Origin of the sequence: Acinetobacter sp. AG3 (assembly GCF_022343575.1) — a bacterium.
Taxonomy (GTDB): domain Bacteria; phylum Pseudomonadota; class Gammaproteobacteria; order Pseudomonadales; family Moraxellaceae; genus Acinetobacter; species Acinetobacter guillouiae.
Genome location: NZ_JAKQZD010000001.1, coordinates 2,330,839 through 2,346,471, shown reverse-complemented (window position 1 = coordinate 2,346,471; position 15,633 = coordinate 2,330,839). Strand labels below are relative to the sequence as shown.

Below are 15,633 nucleotides of genomic sequence, written 5' to 3'. Positions count from 1 at the left end.
GGTAGAGGCTAGCATTGCCATAGAAATTTAGCAGTTTTACCCTGAGGGCAATCGAATAGGTAGGCGGAACCTCCTCCACCAAAATTCATCTCAGTTCTATGATCAGGACCAGTCTCTAGTTGAGCAACAAAGCGCATAGGCTTTTGGCAGCAATCACATTCTGGTGTTTCATCATTTTGCAGCCACTCAGCTTGGCCAGAAAGCTGACCTAAAATTTCTCTCTTGGGCCCTTGCCAAAGTTCACGTGATTGTGAATATTCTACTTGCGAATCTTGGAAAATCTTGGCGCCATATTCCGCTTCACGTAAGGTATTTTCAGGTTCTAACGGTTGGAATTTTTCGAGAGATTGAACCTCTGTAATGACAATCACTTTATTGCCACCAACGTCTGCATCCCAGTCATCACACATACCTGGATCTTGGCTACACATAAAGATCAGTTCTAAACCGAGATCAGTTTTTACTTTGCCAAGGTATTGCATTGCACCATTACAATTTGTGCAGTGAGGCCATTCAACCTGTAAGCCAATCGTTTTAACAGGAAGACCGCCAAAAGAGGTTTGATCAAGGTGTTGTGATACTTGGTCTAAAATTAACAGTTGAGTCATGTTTATACCTTATTTTATTTCTATTTTAGCTCTGGGGGGGGGGAGATCTTAACTGTGTACAACATATCCAAAGATTCCAACCAAGCTTCTATTCTGGGTTAAGCCCAATGCAAGTCGAGGTAAGACACAACCTGTAATGATTGTTCCTTTCGGGTAATCATCCGAATTGATTTGTTCTAAAAGTGCTGAGTCACCAATCCGAACAAATGCACAGTCGATAAAATCGTGTTGTGCTGCAAACCAATCCATCATCTTGTGCCAAGGCTGAAAATATTCTGCTGGAGATTCTTCACCATCTTGTTCTACTTCTTTCCACCACTGTGTATTGGTTGTAAGCGGTTCAGTCGTAATGTTCGCCAAAGGAAAAATAGTATTGGCAAAGTATTGTTGAATCAGTTGAGGCGTAATTTTTTGGCTAGCTGAGTTGTGTGAATGCATGATATAAAAATCTTGAAAATAATCACCCGAGTTTGAACCCATGCCAACTTCAACATTTGCCATGATATTGGTGATTTCAGCGCTCAATTTTTGACAAAGTTTTAATTCATCGGAATCAATTTCATGCTGCAATGGAATATTGTGCTTTGAAATAGACCCATCATTATAAACGCTGGTAAAGCGCGAAATGATATTGTTAGGCCATTCATCTGTATCAGCACCCACATCATAATTCTGCATACATTCAGATAATATTTTTAATCTTTCTTCACTTAACGCTAGTTTTATATTCATGATTTTGCCAAATTTAATGATAAATCTTAATCATATAAACGGTAAATTCCAGTAAAGCGCTCACAGCCTTTTTGTGTTGTCGTCACAGACAAAATTGCTTTTTGGAAATTAAGCACATATTTACAGTCATGTTCATTGTCTAAAATTTGATTCTTTTTTTCAGGCGTGGTGTAAGCCAACAATGAGACAATTTGACTATCTTTACGGTTGTTGGGATTTCGGTAGGCGATGCCTTCAACTTTAATCCGATCTTTAGTCAGTTGATGGATTTGTAAATGGGCGGGTTGCTTCGAAATTTTACCATGTTCATATTTAATGAAATGTTGGGTTAAACTTTGATTCATTGAGGTGTAAAAATTTAAGTCTTCTAGGCGAATATCGAACTGTTGTTTAAAACAATCGTTGCTTTTACATTGACTTAAACGGTTGAGCCACAAACGATGTGTATCATTGATTAAGCGTATTGGTGCATCTGTGACCAGATATGCAGTGAGATAGCTCTCATTTAATTGAGCGCGTAGTTCACTATACTGCGAACCACATAACTTTTTTAAAAGTGATGAATCTTGGTGCTTACAGTCAAGAGGCAGGGCGTAAACAGCTGATGTACTGATACAGCTCAAAATGAGACCAGACAAGAGTGTTTTAATTTGATTAAATTCTGTATTCAACAGCATGATCGCTTATACTTTCACAATGTTTGCATACGTACTATAGCGAAAGAGAAAGTACGAATACAAGATTTTTAAATTTTAAAAACTGCAAAAGGAGCTAAGAATGATCATACCGATTCGTATTGGGCAGGGAATGGATGTACATGCTTTTGAAGAAGGTGATTTTGTAACTTTGGCAGGCGTTCAAATTCCACATACGCATGGTTTAAAAGCACATTCTGATGGTGATGTCGTATTACACGCATTATGTGATGCTTTATTGGGTGCATTGGCTTTAGGGGATATTGGACAGCATTTCCCAGACACAGATGCTGAATTTAAAGGTGCGGATAGCCGTAAGCTCTTAAAACATGTTTATCAATTAATTTTAGACCGTGGTTATAAATTAAATAATGCTGATATTACTGTGGCATGTGAACGGCCTAAATTAGCCAAACACAATTTGGAAATGCGTCAAAGTATTGCAGATGTGTTAGATGTTGATGTGACTCAAATTAGTGTTAAAGCAACAACCACAGAGAAATTGGGCTTTACTGGTCGTCAGGAAGGTATTTTATCCACTGCAACAGTCTTAATTTCTCATTTAGCAAAATAATTATTTTTATAGTTTAGAACTCTTACTTATCTATCTACTGAGAAATATTGATGCGGTGGTAGATAAGTTTTGATGTTTTCCGATTTTAAAGTGTTATAGTCAAATTTTAGCTACAAAAAAAGCCCTTTAAAGGGCTCTTTTCACATGCAAAAATTAGTTAGCTAACGCTTTAACTTGTGCATTCAAGCGGCTCTTGTGACGAGCAGCTTTGTTTTTATGGATGATACCTTTATCCGCCATACGGTCAATAACTGGAACTGCAGCTTTATAAGCTTCAGTTGCGGCAGCATATTCACCAGTAGCGATAGCAGCGATTGTGCGTTTGATATAAGTACGTACCATTGAACGCAAGCTTGCGTTGTGTTTACGTGCTTTAACGTTTTGACGAGCACGTTTTTTTGCTTGAGCAGAGTTTGCCACTCGTGCACTCCTTGAATTAGATGGGTCTGGGCGGGCTGAAACCACATCTGAAAACCACATCAGAGGATTATCACCAGCCCGTAAACAAGTGCCATATTGTGATTAAAGAGGCCAGTAAAGTCAAGTGTTGACATGCTTTGACAACATTTTTGTTGAAGAAAAATTTGAAATAAAACGTTAGATTAGTAATAAATCTAGGAGATTGTTTAAAAAATGACTAATTCGATAAAAAATGCGATTGTGATTGGAGCAACAGGTTTAGTGGGGCAGCGTCTCATTGAACAGCTCAATTTATTGGCTGATTGTGAAAAAATTACAGTTGTTGTGCGACGAGAAAATCCCGACTTTTCAAAATTTAAAAAAGTTGAACAATTTGTATTGGATGATTTCCTTCTACTCAATGATCAAGATGTCAGCGGTTACACTCATGCATTCAGTTGTTTGGGAACGACCATTAAAAAGGCAGGTTCTAAAGAAGCTTTCTATAATATTGATTTTGAGATCAATGCGCATTTTGCAGATTTATTTGAAATGACTGAAACCCATTTACTTTTAATCAGTGCGATGGGGGCAAAAGCCAGCTCGCCAATTTTTTATAATCAAGTGAAAGGTGAACTTGAGGACTATATACAAAAGTTGAACTTATATCGTTTTTCTAGTATTCGCCCATCGTTACTCCTTGGCGAACGAAATGAAAAGCGATTCTTAGAAGACGTAACGCAAAAGCTGTATAGTAAATTTTCGCATTTGGTACCCAATTCTTTTAAATATAAGCCAGTGACAGCACAACAAGTGGCTCATACTATGGTCGAGGCTGCTCAAACACAAACTCAAAAAATTGAAATTTATGATAATTTGCGTATACAAAATAGCAAATAATGGAGTGATAACGTGACTATAGTACCTTTTGTAACTTGTGATTTATTAGATGATCATCCAGACCAAGACATCCAAACCTTGATTCCATCTCTAGATGGCAAGTTTTTTAGAAGTTATGGGGCGCGTAAAACCTTTGGTGGTCAAATCGTGACAGTCAAGTGTTTTGAAGATAACTCAAGAGTGAAAGAGTTACTTGCTACAGATGGAACAGGCAAGGTTTTGGTTGTCGATGGTGGAGCATCCATGCGTTGTGCCTTGATGGGTGACATGATTGCAGAGTCAGCGGTTAAGCATCACTGGAATGGTGTAGTGATTTACGGCTGTGTACGTGATGTAGATGCACTAGTTGAACTTGATCTAGGTGTCCATGCATTGGCTTCAATTCCACAAAAAAGCAATCGTAAAGGCATAGGTGAGGTCGATATTCCTGTGTATTTTGGTAGTGTCACTTTCAATTCTGGTGAATATATCTATGCAGATAACAATGGCATTGTGGTTTCAAAAGAAAAATTAGTGGATTTATAAAAAGCTTTATTTAAGCGAAAACAATCATCTAGGGGGTATAAAATGGTGCATCATCAAATTAAAGTTGTACAAGCTTTGGCTTCATCACTGACTGAGGGAGGCCGTGGTGTAACAGGAACTCCGTTTCCAAACCAGCCAGAAAAGGCTTTAAAGTTATATGAGTTTGAAGGTTCACCATTTTGCCGCCGTGTACGAGAAGTAATGACCTTGCTCAATTTGGATTATGAAGTCTATCCATGCCCTAAAGGTGGGACTAAATATCGTCAGGTTGTAAAAGAAAAAGGGGGGAAATTGCGTTTTCCGTATTTCATTGATGAAAATACGGGAACAGCAATGTACGAATCGCAAAAGATTGTTGATTACTTATTTAAGCATTATGGTAAAACAGGCAAAACACCAAAGAAATATTCTCATTATCCTAAATACCCAACGGTCGCTATGGTGGGAACCATTATTAATGGTGCACGTGGGGTTTGGGTTAATAAAAAAATTGTTGATCGTGCAAGTCCAGCGCAATTATTGGAATTATGGGGGTTTGAAGCAAGTCCTTATACACGTGTTGTGCGTGCTGTGTTAACTGAATTAGAAATTCCATTTATTTTTCATAATGTGGCGAAAGAGTGTTGGCAAGATCTAGGGCCAGCAGTTTTACGTTTAAAACCCGGTAAATATATTCCTTTGGTCGGTGGCAAACGTGAAAAAATTATTCCAGTTATGGACCGCGCAAAGCAAGACATTCAAGTGCCTTATTTAGAAGATCCAAATACAGGTGAAAAACTCTTTGAGTCAGCAGCAATCGTATCTTATTTACAGAAACAATATGGTTAACTCTATGTGTTAAAAGCACCTAACATAGGTGCTTTTAATTGAAGGATAAATGTGGGTTTACAAGAAAACTATCTTGAATATCGAAATCATATAAATACTTTAAAGACTGACCAAGGCTATATAAAGTATATTTTGAAAATTCAGCAGGTCGTGCATCAACGGCAGTTGGTATCTTGTATGAGTGATTCAAAATGGCTCAAACTTCTGTATGCAATGACAGACTTGGATTTTCCACCTGCATTTATTGTCAAATTGGTGACTGAAAATAAAGATCTACAAGCTGAAGATCAATTTGTGAAGAAAATTCCGTGGTATTTGGGTGATTGGCATCCTTTCTATCACGATGCTATGCCTGTATTTATTGCAATTGAATATTTAATGGTAAAGCCTATGCTGAGCAAACCGAGAGGACGATTGATCAGTGATTTGATTTTAGATCAAACAGATCAATTTCGTACTTTGTTGCAGCATTTGAATATTATGTTTGATGAAAAAAACAGTTGTTTTAAAATTTATGCTTATTACTCAAAGTAATTTTAAAAAAAATCACAATAGAGGTGTCTGAACAAATAAGTCAAAACTGATTGCTTTAATCATTTTTCGCAACATTTCTATTCATATAAATATTGTGAATTAGTGGATTGTTAACGATAAAAACTTAAGCTTTAAAACAGCCTATGTTAGATTGTAACCAATAGAATATTTTGAGATAAATTATGACTTCAACTCGAATTCAACCTGTTATGAATCGTCCAGGGGAAAATGCCTTATTTATTGTTTTAGGATTAAGGCTTGGGGCTGAAGTAATAGATACAGTAATCGATTTTGCAGCAAATTTTTCAGCATTAACACGTAGTTTAACAAACCGTTATCCAGATGCACAATTTAGTGCAGTCATGGGATTTGGTGCAAATGCGTGGGAACGTTTATTTCCTGATCAGGCTAAACCACAAGAATTAGAACAGTTTAAAGAAATTAAAGGGCCAAAATATACGGCTGTTTCAACAGAAGGCGATTTGTTTTTCCATATTCGTGCTGATCGTCAAGCGTTGTGTTTTGAAATGGCAGATATGATCAATACGCAATTAAAAGCCGTAAGTTATCCAGTGGATGAAGTGAATGGTTTTCGATATTTTGACGGTAGAGCGATTATTGGCTTTGTTGATGGGACAGAAAACCCAGAGCCTGAAATTGCAGCTGAATATGCACTGGTGGGTGATGAAGATCCAGACTTTAAAGGTGGCAGTTATGCATTTATTCAAAAATATATGCATGATATGGACAAGTGGCGTGCGCTCAGTGATGAAGAACAAGAAAAAGTCATCGGACGTAAAAAGTTTAATGATGTTGAACTGAGTGATGATGTAAAGCCTAAAACAGCACACAATGTGGTGAGTAAGGCGCATGATGCCGATGGTAATGAAATTAAAATCATGCGTGCAAATATGCCGTTCTCAAATCCATCTAAAAATGAATATGGCACCTTCTTTATTGGTTATGCACGCAAATTTAGTGTGACTCGACAAATGTTAGAGCATATGTTTCAAGGTGATGAAGAGGGTAATTTAGATCGTTTATTAGATTTTAGTACAGCAGTGACAGGAACCTTATTCTTTGTACCTACTGTCGACTTCTTAGATGATTTGGGTGACGAATAACGCTGATGGTTTATGTTCTTCAGGTAAATGGTCGTTTTAAAACGGCCTTTTACTGCGAACTTTTGTCATCTTTGTTATGATGAAGCTTTGATTTGATTGAGTTTTAATGATGTTTGATAAAATTGCAGCATTATTTAAGGGTAATAAAAATGGTCCTGAACAAGTTTTTCTACAAGAAAATAATATTCAAATTGATGCTGAGCATGGTTTTATCGTAGATGGTATTGTTTTAAATCGTGAGTTATCTGAACGGCTGGAATACTTTTCTAACCGAAAACTCAATAATTTTGATGATTTAAAGGCTTTGTTCTATAAAACAATTTTGATCAATGAAAAGATTGATTTAGAAATCGCGACAAACAACTATGTGCAACGACTTGGCAATACAGAAGAAAATTTAAAACAATTTAAAGAAATTATTCGAAAACTCAATGATTATTATAAAGCGTTTAAACGAGAAAAATAAATCAACTTAAGGCATGGATAACATTTAGTGGAATCAGAATATTTCACCAAAGAATAATGTGTGATGTTGCTTAGTTTTTTTCTGTTATACAAATGACTATTCTCAATTCATTTGCAAGAGCTTCCATAGGCCTATAATCCTGTGAGTTTGTCTTGAGGCTGATGTGAATTCTATCCTGATGAAGAAAATGCTGCTGTTGAGTCACTGCACAGATAAATAGAATAAACAAAATCACTCAACTGAATAAAGTCATCATGTTAAACTATTGCTCATGTCTTTTAGACCCTATGCGATTATGTTTAAACAAGAAATCTCTGACCTCAATTTAAAACAACTGAAAGCAGGCGAAAAACGTTGGATTGGCACAATGCTCGGTTCATCTGCAGCCTTATTGTTTAAGGAGATCGCAGAGAAATCGGATCAGCTCTTTGTATTGGTTGCAAAAAATAATCAGCACTTGGGACAGTTGGAAAGTGAATTAGAATTTTATGGGGTAAAACCAACAATATTTCCAGACTGGGAGATATTGCCATATGATCGTTTATCTCCGCACCAAGATATTGTCTCTGAAAGACTGTCGATACTTTCCAATATGCCACAAAAAGGTATTTTATTAGTCTCTGCAACCACCTTGGCACAACGTGTTGCCCCTACATCATGGGTATTGGGTGAGCATTTTGATATACGCGTTGGTCAGAAATTTGCATTAGAACAACAAAAATTAAAACTGGTTCAGGCGGGTTATCATCTGGTTGATACCGTTTATGACCATGGTGAGTTTGCGGTACGTGGTAGCATCATGGATATTTATGCTTCTGGGCAAAATGCACCTATTCGTATTGATTTATTTGATGATGAAATAGACAGTTTAAAATTCTTTGACCCTGAAACCCAAAGAACAACAACAAAGTTAGAGCGTTTTACCGTACTTCCTGCAAAAGAATTTCCGTTAAAAGAAGCGCGTTCAACATTTCGTGATCGTTATGCAGAAAGTTTTCCAACTGCAAATCCCAAGAAAAACCCAATTTATCAAGATGTGTTAGAAGGCATTGCTTCTCCAGGATTAGATTTCTACTTCCCATTATTCTTTTCACAGCAAGCCATGCAAACACAAAGTTGTTTGGTATCGTACTTACCAAGCAATGCGATTGTCATTACAGATAAGCACATTGACGAAGGATTGTTGAGTTTTTGGACAGATGTGATGCGTCGTTACGAAGACCGACGCCATAATGCTGATCAACCGCTATTACCACCTGAAGAAATTTTTATACAACCGAATCAACTGTTTGAGTATTTAAATCAATTTTCAAGAATTATTGCCTCAACAGAAGCCATTGAATTAAAAGCAGGCTGTATCAATTTGTCGGTTGAATTACCACCACGATTGCCTGTAGACCCTAAACAAGACCAACCATTTAAAGCAGTGAAGCAGTATGTGGATGAGGCCAATCATCCTGTATTACTGGTGGCTGAAAGTGCTGGACGCCGTGAAACTTTAAAAGATGCTTTACGTGCAAGTTTAGGTGAAATTCCAGTTGTTGAAAGTTTTGCTGTATTTCAACAATCTAATTTCTCTGTCGCGATTACCAATGCGCCTTTGGATCGTGGATTGGTCATCAGCAATGATCTATCGGTTATTTCTGAAAACCAACTGTATGAACACCGTGTAGTACAGCGCCGTAGAAAACGTCAACAAGAGGTTTCAGAAGAGTTTCTGATCCGAAGTCTAACGGAACTCAATATTGGTGCGCCAGTGGTGCATATTGATCATGGTGTTGGGCGTTATGCAGGCTTAGTCACCTTAAATATTGATGAACAAGACTATGAGTTTCTGCAATTAAACTATGCAGATGATGCAAAAGTGTATGTTCCTGTGACCAATCTACACCTGATTAGCCGTTTTAGTGGTGGTGATCCTGATTTAGCGCCATTACATAAATTGGGTACAGATGCATGGAATAAAGCAAAACGTAAAGCACTTGAACAGATTCATGATGTGGCAGCTGAATTATTACATATTCAAGCACGCCGTCAGTCTAAACCTGGGATTAGCTTTGAGCTGGATCAAAGTGCATATATGCAATTTTCCAGTGGTTTTGCTTATGAGGAAACACTGGATCAGGCCAATGCCATCGAAGCGACCTTATATGATATGCAACAAGCCAAACCAATGGATCGACTGGTTTGTGGTGATGTTGGCTTTGGTAAAACGGAAGTGGCGATGCGCGCGGCATTTGTTGCTGTTCAAAATAATAGGCAAGTGGCTGTCTTAGTACCTACCACCTTATTGGCGCAACAGCATTTTGAATCATTTAAAGATCGCTTTGCCGATTGGCCAATTCGTATAGAGGTACTTTCGCGTTTTGGAACCAATAAAAGTCATACCAAAACCATTGATGATTTAATCGATGGTAAAGTTGATATTGTCATCGGCACACATAAAATTCTTCAGGAAAATGTGCAGTTTAAAAACTTAGGTTTAATGATTGTCGATGAAGAACATCGTTTTGGGGTACGTGATAAAGAGCGTATCAAAGCCATGCGTGCAGATGTTGATATGTTAACCTTAACTGCAACACCAATTCCTCGTACCTTGAATATGGCTTTTGGCGGAATGCGTGATCTTTCAATTATTGCCACACCGCCTGCACGTCGTTTAGCTGTCAAAACTTTTGTCAATGAACAAACCAATGAAACCATGAAAGAGGCAATTCTGCGAGAATTGTTACGTGGTGGTCAGGTTTATATCTTGCACAATGAAGTAGATACCATAGAACGCGCTGCGGAAAATATTCGTCAACTTGTACCTGAAGCGCGTGTCGCGGTTGCGCATGGTCAAATGCGTGAACGTGAACTTGAGCAAATCATGCAACAGTTCTATCACAAAGAATTTAACGTGCTGGTCTGTTCAACGATTATTGAAACGGGAATTGATGTTCCCAATGCCAATACGATTATTATTGAACGTGCAGACAAACTCGGCCTAGCACAATTACATCAATTGCGTGGTCGTGTTGGACGTTCCCATCACCAAGCCTATGCATATTTGATGGTGCCATCGATTAAAGGCCTTAAAGGTGATGCCGAAAAACGTTTAGATGCCATTCAGAGAGCTTCAAATCTCGGCGCTGGCTTTATGCTGGCTACGGAAGACTTAGAGATCCGTGGGGCTGGTGAATTACTGGGTGAACAACAAAGCGGTTCAATGAATGCAATTGGTTATAGCCTATATATGGAAATGTTAGCCAAAGCGACCAAAGCAATTCAACAGGGCAAGACCCCTAATTTTGATACACCACTTTCACTTACTTCTGAAATTACCCTGCATATGCCTGCTTTGATCCCAGATGAATATTTGGGTGATGTACATCAGCGTCTTATGTTCTATAAACGTATTAGTAATACCGATACTCAGGATAAACTTGACAATATCCGTATGGAGCTGATTGATCGCTTTGGTGTGCCGCCATTACCAGTAAAACAACTATTTAGTGTTCATCAAATTCGGGTTAAGGCCGAAGCCTTAGAAATTACCAAAATTGATATTGGGGCTAATGGTGGGGTGATCGAATTTTCACCTGATACACCTGTGCAAGCGATCAGTATTATTCAACTCATGCAGAAGCATCCAACTTGGTTCCGTATGGAAGGTGGACAACGTTTAAAAGTGATGGTGATGCTTGAAGAAAATGACAAGCGAATTCAGTTTATTCAGGATTTGTTAAACAATTTACTGACAGAATTAAAGCGTTAATTTATCAGGATTTTGAGCTTAAAAAATGCTCAATCTGAGATTAAAAGTGCTTATGAATTTTTTCAGGTAAATCACTTGAAAAAATTCTGTGATTCTTTAAAGTGTAATTGTGATCAGGTTCAAAACAAACTGTGTTTATTTGTACCAAAACACAAGATAACCAATATTCACACGAAAACCGATGTGTTAGTATTAGCCATCCTTTTAATTTTGCGTCATTTATAAAGATATGTTTAGTTTGCATCCACAACTTGCTCAAGATACTTTTTTTGTAGGCGATTTTCCGCTTTCAACATGTCGTTTAATGAATGATATGCAATTCCCATGGCTGATTCTTATTCCACGTGTTCCTGGTATCACTGAGTTATATGAACTAAGTCAAGCTGACCAAGAGCAGTTTTTACGTGAATCAAGCTGGTTGTCTAGTCAGCTTTCTCGTGTTTTTCGTGCAGATAAAATGAATGTCGCTGCACTTGGAAATATGGTTCCGCAATTACATTTTCATCATGTAGTTCGTTATCAGAATGATGTAGCTTGGCCTAAACCTGTATTTGGCCTGCAAGCAGTTCCTTATAGCAATGAAGTATTAGCTCACATGCGTCAAACACTGATGTTGGCGCTACGTGGTCAAGGTGAGATGCCATTCGATTGGCGTATGGATTAAGTGTAAACAGCACAAGGGAAGTGTTTAATAAAATGACATTCGAGGTAAAATATTTTGCCATTTGAACGTATGTTAGATAAAGAGCCAAAGCAATTTGAGATATTCCAGCGATTTATGGGGTATTTGATTATTGCTTTGGTGGTCATGGTTTATTATTTCACCTCCCCAATTGCAAATTATCAATTTTATGTTCCTTTTTTTATAGGCTTTATTTTTATTGTTAGCCCTAAGCTATCGCGCTGGCTAGAATATTCATATGGCTCTAAAATTCGGAAAAACATCTATTTCTTAATTGATGTCATCGTAGTTTCTACCGCATTGGCAGCTGTACATTTAAGCCTCGTGGTAACTTTTGTATTGTTATTTGCACTGATCTATACAGCGATTAACAACAAAATTTCATTTATGATGGGCTCTCTGGCAATTTTAGTTGCCTTTGTTGTGTTTTATACCAATATTATTTTTATCTTTGGTTTTTATGATTATTTTCAGCAAACTAGCCCAGAGCTATCAGTCCTGTCTTTTATTAGCATCATTTTGTTTGTAAACATCGGAAATTATTATCAAAATCGCCGTATCAAAAGTGTAGAAACCAAGAAAAACACCTATTTCAATGAAATGAATCGTTATATTGAGTTGTCAAATCAACTCAGTCGTTATGCGCCATTACAGCTTTGGCAGGCGATTATGCGTGGTGATACAGAAGCCAAGATTGAATATAAACGTAAAAAAATGACGGTTTTCTTTTCTGATATTCAAGGATTTACAGAATTATCAGAAACTTTGATTCCAGATGATTTGGCCTTTGTATTAAATGACTATTTAAGTCATATGACTGAAATTGCCAAACAATATGGTGCAACCATTGATAAATTTATGGGTGATGCAATCCTGATTTTCTTTGGTGATCCTGATTCACAAGGTGTGGAGCAGGATGCGAAAAACTGTATTGATATGTCCATTGCAATGCGCCAGCAGATGAAATTTCTCCGTGAACGTTGGGTGAAAATGGGCTATGCACCTTTGCATATTCGTATGGGGGTAAGTACCGGTTATTGCCACGTTGGGAACTATGGTGCTGTGCATCGTATGGCGTATACCATTGTGGGGCGTGATGCAAATTTAGCCGCGCGTTTGCAATATGCTGCGGATATCGATGAAATTCTGGTTTCAGATGAAACCTATAAGCTGATTAAAAATGATTATCTCTGTGCACCAAAAACTCCGATTGAGCTGAAAGGGATTCAAGGTAAGGTACGCACTTGGCAAGTGATGGAAAAATATTCAGCGACCAAGAATGAAAATCAACAATGGTTTGATTATGAATATAAAGGCTTCCATTTGGTGCTGAATTTAGAAGAAGTGCAAAACTTTGAATACCCAGAGCTGGTTGAAGTATTGGAAAAAATGGTAGAACGGATTAAGGTTCAGCAAAAACTTACCAACTCTCAAGGCGTTGCAAAACTTAATATTGAAGATGAAGTCAACTCAAATTATTTGTAAAATCCTTAAATATTAAATTAAATGCCTAAGCCATTAAAAATTATCAAGACATTAAAAAACCACTCATAAGAGTGGTTTTTTTGCTTAGATGAAAAGCAACCTAGTGGTTTTCAGAAGCGTGGTTAATTGTATACTTTGGAATTTCAACTTCCATATCTTCGTCTGTGATTTTAACTTGGCAAGATAGACGCGAATCGGGTTCTAAGCCCCAAGCACGATCAAGTAAGTCTGCTTCAACATCATCCATCTCTTCGAGCTCATCAAAGCCTTTGCGTACAATCACATGGCAAGTGGTACATGCTTTAGACATATCACAGGCATGTTCGATTTTAATACCATTATCGAGCAAGCTTTGGCACAGATTGGCGTTTGGTTCAACTTCAAACTCAGCACCATTTGGACAAATTGTTGCATGAGGTAGTACTTTAATACGTGGCATAGTCGTTACCTTAAATTAGTTTGAGTTAGACCAATCATCAAGTTTGGTGCCTTTCAGTGCATGATCAATGTGTTGATTCATGCGTTCTGCAGCAAAGGCATCGCTATAAGTTTTTAACTGTTCAACAGCATGCTCAATCGATTTGATATCGTTTGTTTCAAGCTGAGCTTTTAAAACTTCAGCAGCTTGGGTGAGTGCAGTCAGTTGTTCAGTACTGAGCAGATTGGAGTCAACCTTTAATGCCTGTGTTAAGGCTTCAAGTTCACGCTGTGCTTCAACTTTAGTTTCATTGAGATGGCGAAGATTTTTATCTTCTTCAGCGAATTTATAACCTTCTAAAAGCAAACGTTCAGTATCGGTTTCAGACAATCCATAAGAAGGTTTAATGTCGATTTGCGCATTGACCCCTGATGTGGTTTCTTTGGCTGAAACAGTAAGCAGGCCATCTGCATCGACCTGAAAAGTGACTTCAATACGTGCCTGACCTGCGGTCATTGGTGGGATACCATGTAATACAAAACGACCTAAGCTGCGGCAATGCTCAACTAAGTCGCGTTCACCTTGCAAGACATGGATCAACATGGCAGTTTGACCATCTTGATAGGTGGTGAACTCTTGACGGCGTGCAACAGGAATGGCTGTATTACGTGAAATTAAACGTTCAACCAAACCGCCCATGGTTTCTAGGCCAAGTGACAGCGGGGTAACATCTAACAGTAATGAACCATCTTTAGAATTTCCAATGAGCTGATTCGCAGTGATCGCAGCGCCAATCGCCACAACTTCATCAGGGTTGATGGTACAAAGTGGTTCTTGCTTAAATACTTCACGTACCACTTTCTGTACAGCATAAGAGCGGGTTGAACCACCAACAAGAACTACATTTTGAATATCATCGAGTTCAAGTTTTGCATCACGCATGACACGTTTACACACATTGATCGTCTTATCTAATGCCACTTGAATGATTTCTTCAAATGTTGTGCGATCTAGCGTGAGATGATGTGTTAGAACTTTAATATCAACAGAGGTTGCATCACTAAGTGCTTCTTTGGCTTTACGCGCAGAAACTATAAAATGTGCATATTCTGCATCATCTAAAGTTTCAATATTGAGTTGTTTTTTTGCCCATTTCACAATAAGGCGATCTAAGTCATCACCACCCAGTGCGGTATGACCGCCTGTGGCTAAAACCTCAAACACACCTTGAGAAAAACGCAAAATAGATACATCAAATGTACCGCCACCTAAATCATAAATGACATAGTTGCGGTCTGTTGTTAGATTGCTTTCTTGGTCCAAGCCATATGCAACAGCCGCAGCGGTAGGTTCGTTGAGCAGGCGTAATATATTTAAACCCGCGAGTTCAGCTGCATCACGTGTGGCTTGGCGTTGCGCTTCATCAAAGTAGGCTGGAACCGTAATCACAGCGCCATTCACCGGATTGCTTAAGCTTTGTTCAGCGCGATCTTTCAGTTGTTTTAAAATTTCTGCGGAGATTTCTACGGGTGTTTTACGACCTTGCGCTGTTTCAAATGCTGGCATTTCATTATCAGCACCCGCAAGCGTGTAAGGGTGTTGAAATTTAACATCTGCTTTAGAACGACCCATAAAGCGCTTAACAGAAACAATGGTATTTTTAGGGTCAGCAGTAATAAACGGTTTTGCTGCATCGCCATATTCGGTTGAATCTTTAGAATAATGTACAATAGAAGGAAGTAACACGCGACCTTGCTCATCGTTCAGTACTTTGGCTTTGCCTGATAATACCGTAGCAACAAGAGAATGGGTTGTCCCTAAGTCGATACCAATCGCAATACGGTGTTCGTGTGGCGCACTTGATTGTCCTGGTTCAGCAATTTGCAAGAGTGCCATTTGTCACATC

General features: G+C 38.2%; 16 protein-coding genes. 10 read left to right on the top strand and 6 right to left on the bottom strand.

Annotated features, from left to right (window positions below; translation table 11 throughout):
• Positions 1-8: 8 nt before the first annotated feature.
• Genes L3V46_RS10925 through L3V46_RS10915 form a run of 3 tightly spaced genes read right to left on the bottom strand, consistent with a single transcriptional unit; the run spans position 9 to position 2,017 of the window.
• On the bottom strand, positions 9-608 hold the full coding sequence (locus L3V46_RS10925) for a hypothetical protein (protein ID WP_239045693.1): 600 nt from the start codon (positions 606-608) through the stop codon (positions 9-11).
• Positions 609-656: 48 nt separating this feature from the next.
• A complete protein-coding gene (locus L3V46_RS10920; protein ID WP_239045692.1) occupies positions 657-1,340 on the bottom strand; it encodes a hypothetical protein in 684 nt (227 codons plus the stop codon).
• Between the two features lie 26 nt (positions 1,341-1,366).
• A complete protein-coding gene (locus L3V46_RS10915; RefSeq protein ID WP_004720662.1) occupies positions 1,367-2,017 on the bottom strand; it encodes a hypothetical protein in 651 nt (216 codons plus the stop codon).
• A gap of 100 nt (positions 2,018-2,117) precedes the next feature.
• Here L3V46_RS10915 and ispF point away from each other — a divergent pair, with 100 nt between their 5' ends.
• The gene (ispF, locus tag L3V46_RS10910; protein WP_004720660.1) at positions 2,118-2,609 is read left to right on the top strand and encodes a 2-C-methyl-D-erythritol 2,4-cyclodiphosphate synthase; all 492 of its coding nucleotides are present in this window, start codon (positions 2,118-2,120) and stop codon (positions 2,607-2,609) included.
• A 153-nt stretch (positions 2,610-2,762) separates the two neighbouring features.
• On the opposite strand, the gene rpsT is transcribed toward ispF, so the two are convergent.
• Positions 2,763-3,029 (bottom strand): 30S ribosomal protein S20, encoded by a 267-nt coding sequence (rpsT, locus tag L3V46_RS10905; RefSeq protein WP_004720657.1) that lies wholly within the window; start codon positions 3,027-3,029, stop codon positions 2,763-2,765.
• A 213-nt stretch (positions 3,030-3,242) separates the two neighbouring features.
• Here rpsT and L3V46_RS10900 point away from each other — a divergent pair, with 213 nt between their 5' ends.
• The 9 genes from L3V46_RS10900 to L3V46_RS10860 all read left to right on the top strand — a co-directional run bounded on the left by L3V46_RS10900 (position 3,243) and on the right by L3V46_RS10860 (position 13,309).
• A complete protein-coding gene (locus L3V46_RS10900; protein ID WP_239045691.1) occupies positions 3,243-3,908 on the top strand; it encodes a nucleoside-diphosphate sugar epimerase in 666 nt (221 codons plus the stop codon).
• Positions 3,909-3,920: 12 nt separating this feature from the next.
• Positions 3,921-4,433 (top strand): ribonuclease E activity regulator RraA, encoded by a 513-nt coding sequence (gene rraA, locus L3V46_RS10895; RefSeq protein WP_239045690.1) that lies wholly within the window; start codon positions 3,921-3,923, stop codon positions 4,431-4,433.
• A gap of 42 nt (positions 4,434-4,475) precedes the next feature.
• Complete coding sequence (locus tag L3V46_RS10890; RefSeq protein ID WP_239045689.1) at positions 4,476-5,261, top strand: glutathione S-transferase N-terminal domain-containing protein; 786 nt, start codon at positions 4,476-4,478, stop codon at positions 5,259-5,261.
• 51 nt (positions 5,262-5,312) lie between these two features.
• On the top strand, positions 5,313-5,795 hold the full coding sequence (locus L3V46_RS10885) for a DUF6678 family protein (RefSeq protein ID WP_343212650.1): 483 nt from the start codon (positions 5,313-5,315) through the stop codon (positions 5,793-5,795).
• Between the two features lie 182 nt (positions 5,796-5,977).
• Complete coding sequence (locus tag L3V46_RS10880; protein ID WP_004720648.1) at positions 5,978-6,919, top strand: Dyp-type peroxidase; 942 nt, start codon at positions 5,978-5,980, stop codon at positions 6,917-6,919.
• Positions 6,920-7,028: 109 nt separating this feature from the next.
• Complete coding sequence (locus L3V46_RS10875) at positions 7,029-7,385, top strand: hypothetical protein (protein ID WP_035370969.1); 357 nt, start codon at positions 7,029-7,031, stop codon at positions 7,383-7,385.
• A 295-nt stretch (positions 7,386-7,680) separates the two neighbouring features.
• On the top strand, positions 7,681-11,142 hold the full coding sequence (gene mfd, locus L3V46_RS10870; RefSeq protein WP_154129758.1) for a transcription-repair coupling factor: 3,462 nt from the start codon (positions 7,681-7,683) through the stop codon (positions 11,140-11,142).
• Positions 11,143-11,371: 229 nt separating this feature from the next.
• Positions 11,372-11,806, top strand: a complete 435-nt coding sequence (locus L3V46_RS10865; protein ID WP_004720642.1) for an HIT domain-containing protein — start codon at positions 11,372-11,374, stop codon at positions 11,804-11,806.
• A gap of 54 nt (positions 11,807-11,860) precedes the next feature.
• Complete coding sequence (locus L3V46_RS10860) at positions 11,861-13,309, top strand: adenylate/guanylate cyclase domain-containing protein (protein ID WP_004720640.1); 1,449 nt, start codon at positions 11,861-11,863, stop codon at positions 13,307-13,309.
• Positions 13,310-13,409: 100 nt separating this feature from the next.
• On the opposite strand, the gene fdx is transcribed toward L3V46_RS10860, so the two are convergent.
• Positions 13,410-13,748: an ISC system 2Fe-2S type ferredoxin gene (fdx, locus tag L3V46_RS10855; RefSeq protein ID WP_004821379.1), complete on the bottom strand. Its 339-nt coding sequence runs from the start codon at positions 13,746-13,748 to the stop codon at positions 13,410-13,412.
• A gap of 15 nt (positions 13,749-13,763) precedes the next feature.
• A complete protein-coding gene (gene hscA, locus L3V46_RS10850; RefSeq protein WP_239045688.1) occupies positions 13,764-15,623 on the bottom strand; it encodes a Fe-S protein assembly chaperone HscA in 1,860 nt (619 codons plus the stop codon).
• Positions 15,624-15,633 lie beyond the last annotated feature (10 nt).